Here is a 7759-nt window from a genome sequence, read left to right on the forward strand (position 1 = left end):
AAAATTTCAGGAAGCCGCCGTGTATTGAGTATGACAGAACAAAGGGGGCGGATACAGAAAGGATAGGAGGGATTTGATTGAAACAGATGAAGCAAAAAGGGATTGCGCTGGCAATCGGGTTGGCCATGCTTTGCAGCGGATGGCTGACCGCGTGCAGCGGGCAGAGCAATGGGACGGATGCGACAGCGGCCGCTGAATCCCCCTCTGCGGAATACGGCGCGATGGATACGGTGGGCGGCGCGATGCCGCAAGCGGCAAATGAGGAAAGCGCCGTGGAGACGGATGCGGGCGCAGGAGGCTTGGATACGGCGGCGCGGCCCACGGACGGCGAAAAACTGATTGAAAACTTATACTATGAGATTGAGACCTTACAGTTTGACGACTCGGTTGAACAAATCCAAAGCTTGTATGAGAGCTTAGGAGGCTATGTGCAGGAGTCCAGCGTCGAGGGCCTTTCCGGGCAGAGCCTGCGCTTTGCGCACTACATCCTGCGGATTCCCCAGGAAAAGGCGGCCCAGCTCAAGGAGCGCACCGCGGAGCTCGGGAATGTCCTGCGGACAGATTCCAGCGTGCAGAATGTCACCGACGAGTATTACGACATTGAAGCCCGCCTCAAAAGCCTGCGCACCCAGGAAGAACGGCTCCTGGCGCTGTTGGAACAATCTGGTTCCCTGGAGGATATTGTGCAGTTGGAACAAGCGCTTTCCGATGTGACCTATGAGATTGAAAAGCTGACAGGCACCCTGCGCAATTATGACTCTTTAATCGAATATATGACCGTCACCATCGACCTACGGGAGGTCACCAGGGAAACCGAAGTCACCCAGGCGCCTGTCACATTGGGGGAACGGATCGCCGCGCAGTTCCATTCCACCATGGCGGGCCTGGGCCAATTCGGGGAGGCCGTCCTAGTTTTTGTGGTGGGCGGCCTGCCGGTCTGGATTCTCCTGGCAGCTGTATGCCTGGCCGTGCTCCTCATTGTGCGGCTTTGGAAGCGTTCCCGCAAAAAAAAGAAAGGGCAACTGCCCGAAACCCATTCCGATGGTCCAGATGATCCAGAAGAAAACTCGAACAAAGATCCCAATATAAATGAATAAACGGAGGAAACAACGATGAAACGATTCAAGAAAATCACCGCGATGGCGCTGGTATGCGCCCTGTTGATGAGTATGCCGGCGCTGGGCGCGTCGGCAGATACAGAGCCGGTTGCGTCTGTGAACGAACCTACGCTGATCAGCGAGGAGCAGCAGGAGCAAAACTACGCTTCTGCCGCCGCAGATTTCTCCATGAAGCTCTTCCAGAACAGCATGGATTCCCAGAAGAACAGCGTGATTTCCCCGCTCTCGGTTTACCTGGCGTTGGGAATGACTGCCAACGGCGCGGAGGAAAACACGCTCGATCAGTTCGAATCCGTACTGGGGGGCGGCAAGGTCAGCCTGGAGGAGATCAACCGCAACAATGCGAAGCTCCTCTATGGCCTGCGCTCCAATGAGGACCGCAAGCTGCGCATTGCAGATTCCATCTGGTTTGATACGGCAAAAGAGCTGACCGTGAACCAATCCTTCCTCAATACGAACGCCCAATACTATGGCGCGGGCATTTTCCAGCAGGATTTCAAGGAGCCGGGGACATTGGACCGGATCAACGGATGGGTGAGCGACAATACCGAGGGAAAGATCCCCGCGATCCTGGATGAAATGGACCAGGACGCCATCATGTATTTGATCAATACCGTCCTGTTTGAAGCAAACTGGATGGTCCCCTATGACGAGAGCCAGGTGGAGCAGGGGACCTTCCATGCGGCGGGCGGCGACCAAAACGCTACCTTTATGACCTCCAAGGAGACCTATTTGAAGGACGGCGGCGCACAGGGCATGCTGAAATATTTCAGAGACGGCCGCTTGGCGTTGGCCGCAGTGCTGCCCCCGGCGGGACAGAATGTGGAGCAGTATGTCAAGTCTTTGACCGGCGAAAAGTGGCTCTCCCTGATGCAGTCCGCCGGGGTGGAAGAGGCGAACAGCCATCTGCCCAAATTCAAGTTTGAATATGAGAAAAAACTCGCAGAGCCGCTCAAGCAGATGGGCCTGACCGATGCGTTCGACGTGCAGAAGGCGGACTTTACCGAACTCGGCACGTACCAGAACCGCAACATCTCGGTCAATGAAGTGCTGCATAAGGCGTTTATCGAAGTCGACGAAGCGGGCGCAAAAGCCGGCGCCGCAACGGCGGTCGAGATGATCGCACGCATGTCCATGCCGGTCGGCGAGCCGGTGGAGCTCTGGTTTGACCAGCCGTTTGTCTGCGCGATTGTGGATACCGAAACCAACCTGCCGCTGTTTATCGGCACGGTGCAGAATCCGACAGCGGAATAATCCGCGTGCCAGAAGGCGGAAGGGTGGAAAGGCAAAAGGAGGGACGGGCGATGGCAAAGAAAGCGGCAGCGCTATTTTGTGCAGCGTTGTGTGCAGCGGCCCTCGCTGCATGCCGTGCGGAACCGCCGGCAGGGGGCTTTGCCGCTTCCTCGCAGCCGGCCCCTTCCAGCAACGGATCGGAGATCCTAGAGGGGGATGCATCCGAAGCGGAAAATCCCCCTCAAGAGGCCGAACGTTCCGAGGAAGACCAAATGGCCTTGGCAGCGGGCAAAGCGGTCTTTGACTGGATCTACCCGCTGGACAGCGCCTTGAACAGCGATATTGCTTTGATCGCGGTGGATATGACGGCGTTCGATCTCTCAGAGGATGGAAAAGAAGATTTGCTCCAGTATATAGAAGAGCAAAGCGGTTATCCTGCCCGGGAAGCCACAGCGGAGCAATTGGGAGACGAGGGACTCCTGAATGAAGACGGTTTCCAGAATGGAATCCTTCTCACGATGTCCTTATCAATGGAAGGGGAAGACCGTGCCGCCTTTTCTGCCAGCAAGTACAGCAGCTCTTTGGGCGCTGTTGGGACGAACAATGGAACCCTAAAGCGGGATGGGGACACATGGACAATTGACGCAGAGCAAATGGATGTGTGGATTTCCTGATCCAAATAAAATAGATCAAAAAGCCGCCCGGCAAAACTGCCGGGCGGCTTTTTGTGGCGCAATGGCAGCCCAGAAAGGCCAGAGCAAGAAATCCTTCTACTGTAACTGTGTGGTCAAATTTTGCTCGTTTAAAATAAAATCGCAATATAGTTTAGGACACCACAATTTATTCCATTGACAAGGATTTCCATTTAAGATATCATAGACATGTATCTAAAATTACGCATAATTTGAGGGAAATATTGTGGATATTCTATTGCGGATCAGCTGGATGTGCAGACTTTTTCGACTGTAGCAAAGTGGATTCACAATAGTGCTCCTTCTGATTCCGGAAAGGAGGGGATAACGGCTGAAGCGCACAGGTTACGCTGCCGCCATGAAAGAGAGCTTTGTCCCACTCATTTGGGGCAGGGCGGCGGTTGCCGCCCACAAAAAACGGTGAAATGGGACTCCTGTTTCACCGGATGAACCGTTTGGATGTTTTAACGACCATCCAAAGATTGTCCAAAAGGGAGAGAAACGAGTATGAAAAGGAAAAAGAACCGGATCTTAAGCCTGGTGCTGTGCGCATCCATCGTTTTGTCCGGCGGCGCACCGATGACGTTTGCATCCGCAGCGGATGAGAATGTCGCGGTTGCTGCTCAGGTGAACGAGAATGGGTATACATCAGAAATCATCGGCAGAGTGCGCGTTCAGGTCCTGTCCCCGACGGTTGTGCGTCTGGAAGAACAGGGGCCGGAAGGGTTTGAGGACCGCGAAACCTTCCATATTGCCAACCGTGACAATTGGGAAGGGACGGGAGTTACCCGCGAAGATGTGGACGGCAGCGTCATCCTGCGCACCAGCGCGTTTGACATCACTGTTCCCGCGGATGCGCAGGACATCACCGGCATCACCATTTCCGACAAAGAGGGCAACCTCCTGTGGAAATATAAGGGCATGCCGGGCAGCAAGGTCTATTTGCCCGATCCAGGCGAGGAAGTGTATGCCTGGGAGATGAGCGATACCCCGCGTATGACCGTGCCGGAGTGGGGCTTTACACCGCAGCCGGCGGAAAACACGGAAAACGTGGACACCAACGGCTTTGATACAAACAACGACGCCCCGGATATGTACGTCTTCCTGCCGCAGGGCGACGGCGTACAGCTCCGCAAGGACTTTAACAAGCTGACCGGCCAGACCGAGATGCTTCCGCTTTCGGCCCTTGGCGCATGGGACAGCCGCTATTATGCAAACACCCAGGAACAGGCGTTGAAGCAGATCCGGGATTACCATGAGACCTATCAGGTCCCGCTGGATAACCTCGTTATCGATACCGACTGGCGCAAGAGCATCGGAACCAGCGGCACCGGCTATGAGATCAACACCGATCTGTTCCCGGATATGGAAGGCTTCCTCCAGGAGGCAAACGACATGGGCGTCAACGTCATGTTCAACGACCATCCGGAGCCGACCAGGGACGATGGGACAGGCGAGGAACGCATCGCCATCGATTCGGATGAAGTGAAGTTCCGCTTTGATAACCTGACCCACATTTTGGATCTGGGACTTGAGGGCTGGTGGTACGACCGCAACTGGTCCACGACCATCAAAGCGCCGGAGGGCTTCACCCATGAGGCGATCGGTGCCTCCATCTATTCGTATGCACAGAAGGCTGTGTATCCGGACGAGCGTTTGTTCATGATGAGCAACGTCGACGGCAGCTCCAACGGCGCCGACATCGGCGCGCCGGATGTTGCGCAGCACCGCTACGGCATCACCTGGACCGGCGACACCGTCGGCCACCAGGAGACATTGCAGGACGAGCTGGAGTTCACCGTACAGTACGGTGCAATCGCCGGCCTGCCGTACATTTCCTCCGATATCGGTAGCCATATGACCAATACCGACAGCATGACGGCGGATGAGTACGTCAAATGGATGCAGTATGGCACGCTGTCCCCGATCTACCGCCCGCACTGCACTTGGGTTGGTTCCGCGGACGAGGGCCGTATGCCTTGGCTGAAGGGCGAGGATGCATTGAACATTATCCGCGATTATGTCAACCTGCGTTATCGCCTGCTTCCGACCTACTACAACCTGTCCCATGAGAACTATGAGACCGGTATGCCATTGGTCAGAAGACTGGACTTCGAATATCCCGAGTATGAGAGCGCTGCCAGAAATGACCAGTACCTGCTCGGCGAGGATATCCTGATTGCGCCCACCATCACCGATACCGAGGGCGGCGATCCAGCGGTTCCCGCAGCATGGCTGAAGACCCCGGACGGGGAGCAGGGTTTGAAGGCAGAGTTCTTCAACAACAAAAATCTGGAAGGCGAGCCGGTTGCAGTCAAGACGGTTGACAACATCAACTTCGACTGGGGCAAGGATTCCCCGGCGTTCGGCGTGAACGACGGCGATTTCAGCATCCGCTTCACTGGCAAGATCACCATCGGCGACCAGGACGTCCAGCTCCAGACCTACAGTGACGACGGCGCCCGTATCTTTATCAACGACGAGATGTTTGTCGATTCCTGGAAAGATCAGGGGCCCACTGCGCTGGCGTCCGAGGGCATCTTGAAGGCCGGCGAAACGTATGACCTGCGCTTCGAGTACTATGACGGAGAGAACGAGGCTATCTGCAAGATGCAGTACATCCCGCAGGGCGAAAAGGTAGAGGATACTTGCACGCGCACCGTGTGGATCCCGGAAGGCGAATGGATTGACGCATTCTCCGGCGAGACCATCTATGGCCCGCGCAGCATCGAAGTAGAGGCCCCCATCAGCGAGACCCCGATGTACATCCGCAAGGGCTCCGTTATCCCGCTGGCCGACGAGATGATGACCACGAAGGAGAAGGATTGGAGCCATATGACGCTGGACGTTTATCCGTCCACCCGTCAGAGCGATACCACGACCCTCTATGAGGACGACACCATTTCCAACGATTATCAGGAAGGCATGTTCCGCACCACCGAGCTCTCCACGAAGTTTGTGGACGGCAAGGTTTTCATCGTCATCGGTGCGGCAAACGGAACCTTTGACGGCGACCGGTGCTTCAACGACCGCAGCTGGACCGTGCGCATCCATCAGCCGGAGGGCTGGGGCGAGCTGCAGAGCGTGAGCAACGGCACAGACGATCTCTCCTTCACGAAGGTGGAGCAGGATACCGACGCAATGCCGATGGAAGTGGAAGGCGGCGCAGCGGACGGCGTGGTTTACGAAGTGAAAGTCTCCGGCGACGTCTATGAGGCGATGCAGCTGGTTGCTACCTTCGAAAACCCGGTTGACCCGGAAATCCCGGACCTCGACTACGACGAGCCGCAGACTTACGAAGGCTATAAGCAGCCCGTGGAGCGCACCATCGACGTCAGCGACGAAATGCCGTATGTTGTGGATCTGACTTCCCTGGGCAACCTGGATTGGGTACAGCCGAACGTCAACGATTACAGAGAGACCGTGCGGAAGGATACCACCACCCCGCAGATCACCTTCCTCAAGCAGTATGCCCGCAGTTTAGCCGGCTTTACCGACTATTGCACAACCTTCAGCTATTCGGACGGCCTGCCGATCCAGAATGTAGAAGCAACCCGCAATGGTTCGGTTATCTTTGATACCGGCGCCAGCTTCCAATTTACCGTGCAGGCGACCGAGCAGCCGAAACAGTTGATCCTATTCATCGGCGGATGGAAGAGCCAGGCGAAACTGGAAGTCTTCGATAAATCCGCGGACACGGAGATCGACACCTATACCTTTGGCGATGAAGAGAAATCCTATTACCGTATGGTCACCATCGACATGACCTCGGATACCGGCACGGATCTGGTGGTTCGTTACACAAAGACGGCTGATGGAACCCAGGACGGAAATATCACCTTCGCAGCGGCAGCGCTCCGCGACCCGAACGCAGAACCCGGCGAAGAGGACAATAAGGCAGTGGAACGCACGGTTGAAGTGACGGATCAGTATCCGGCGAAAGTAAACCTGACCGAAGAGGGCAACCTGGACTGGATCCACCTTGGCCAGGCATCGACCTCTATCATCAACCGCAAAGCAGTCGAGGAAAAGCAGCTGGTTCTGACAAATTCTGCTGACCTCATCGACTTTGACGATCATCCGACAGCATTCAGCTGGACGGACGGCTCCCCGGATAAGGAAGCAACCGATCTGATCACCGGTTTGCAGCAGAGCAAGCTGGGCAGCGACTTTACCTTGCAGGTGAAGGCAGGCCCGCAGGAAAAGACCTTGAAGCTCTATATCGGTGGATGGAAGGGCGCAGGCCGGTTGACGGTTTACGATGCTTCCGGCGTGACGGAGAACCAGGTCTATGACTTTGAAAACATGGACACCAACTTCTACCGCACGGTTACCATTAACCTGAAAGCAGAAACTGAATGTACGCTGTATGTGCGCTATGAACTCGTTGCACAGAACGGCGGCAACGTCTCCTTTGTGGCCGCAACCTTGAATGGGCCTGAGCAGGAGGCAAACGTGGATCTTGGCCTGGAAGCACCGGAGACGGTTGCAGCGGGCAGCGAGTTTGAAGTGAAGGGCACGATCGGCGGCCTGGATACGCTGGAAGGGCCTGTAGCAGGCTTGCAGATGATCATGACGTATCCGGAAGGCATGACCTGCACCGAGGTTACGCCGAACGAGGCGATCAAGGACGAGATGGCCTATAGCATCCATGACGATGTATTGGAGGTAAACTTTGGATACATCTCTGGGGATCTCGAAGCGGGCCTGCCGGTG

4 protein-coding genes are annotated in these 7759 nt (G+C 55.8%); all 4 read left to right on the forward strand.

Translation table 11 applies throughout. The features are described from left to right. Window positions 1-86 precede the first annotated feature (86 nt). On the forward strand, window positions 87-1097 hold the full coding sequence (locus I2G69_RS13695) for a DUF4349 domain-containing protein (protein ID WP_243254976.1): 1011 nt from the start codon (window positions 87-89) through the stop codon (window positions 1095-1097). A gap of 15 nt (window positions 1098-1112) precedes the next feature. Next, window positions 1113-2372, forward strand: a complete 1260-nt coding sequence (locus I2G69_RS13700) for a serpin family protein (RefSeq protein WP_191405796.1) — start codon at window positions 1113-1115, stop codon at window positions 2370-2372. Window positions 2373-2422: 50 nt separating this feature from the next. Then, window positions 2423-3025 carry a hypothetical protein gene (locus I2G69_RS13705; protein ID WP_195560961.1) on the forward strand — a complete coding sequence of 201 codons (603 nt, stop codon included), beginning with the start codon at window positions 2423-2425 and terminating at the stop codon, window positions 3023-3025. A 525-nt stretch (window positions 3026-3550) separates the two neighbouring features. Next, window positions 3551-7759 (forward strand): TIM-barrel domain-containing protein (locus tag I2G69_RS13710; RefSeq protein ID WP_195560962.1); only part of this gene is annotated, 4209 nt, incomplete at its 3' end.

This window comes from Anaeromassilibacillus sp. D41t1_190614_C2 (genome assembly GCF_015558525.1).
Classification (GTDB): Bacteria; Bacillota; Clostridia; order Oscillospirales; family Acutalibacteraceae; genus Anaeromassilibacillus; species Anaeromassilibacillus stercoravium.

Excerpts from the sequence above, each read along its gene's own strand:
- I2G69_RS13695 (WP_243254976.1), top strand. The coding sequence starts at position 87 with ATGAAGCAAAAAGGGATTGCGCTGGCAATCGGGTTGGCCATGCTTTGC.
- I2G69_RS13700 (WP_191405796.1), top strand. The coding sequence starts at position 1,113 with ATGAAACGATTCAAGAAAATCACCGCGATGGCGCTGGTATGCGCCCTG.
- I2G69_RS13705 (WP_195560961.1), top strand. The coding sequence starts at position 2,423 with ATGGCAAAGAAAGCGGCAGCGCTATTTTGTGCAGCGTTGTGTGCAGCG.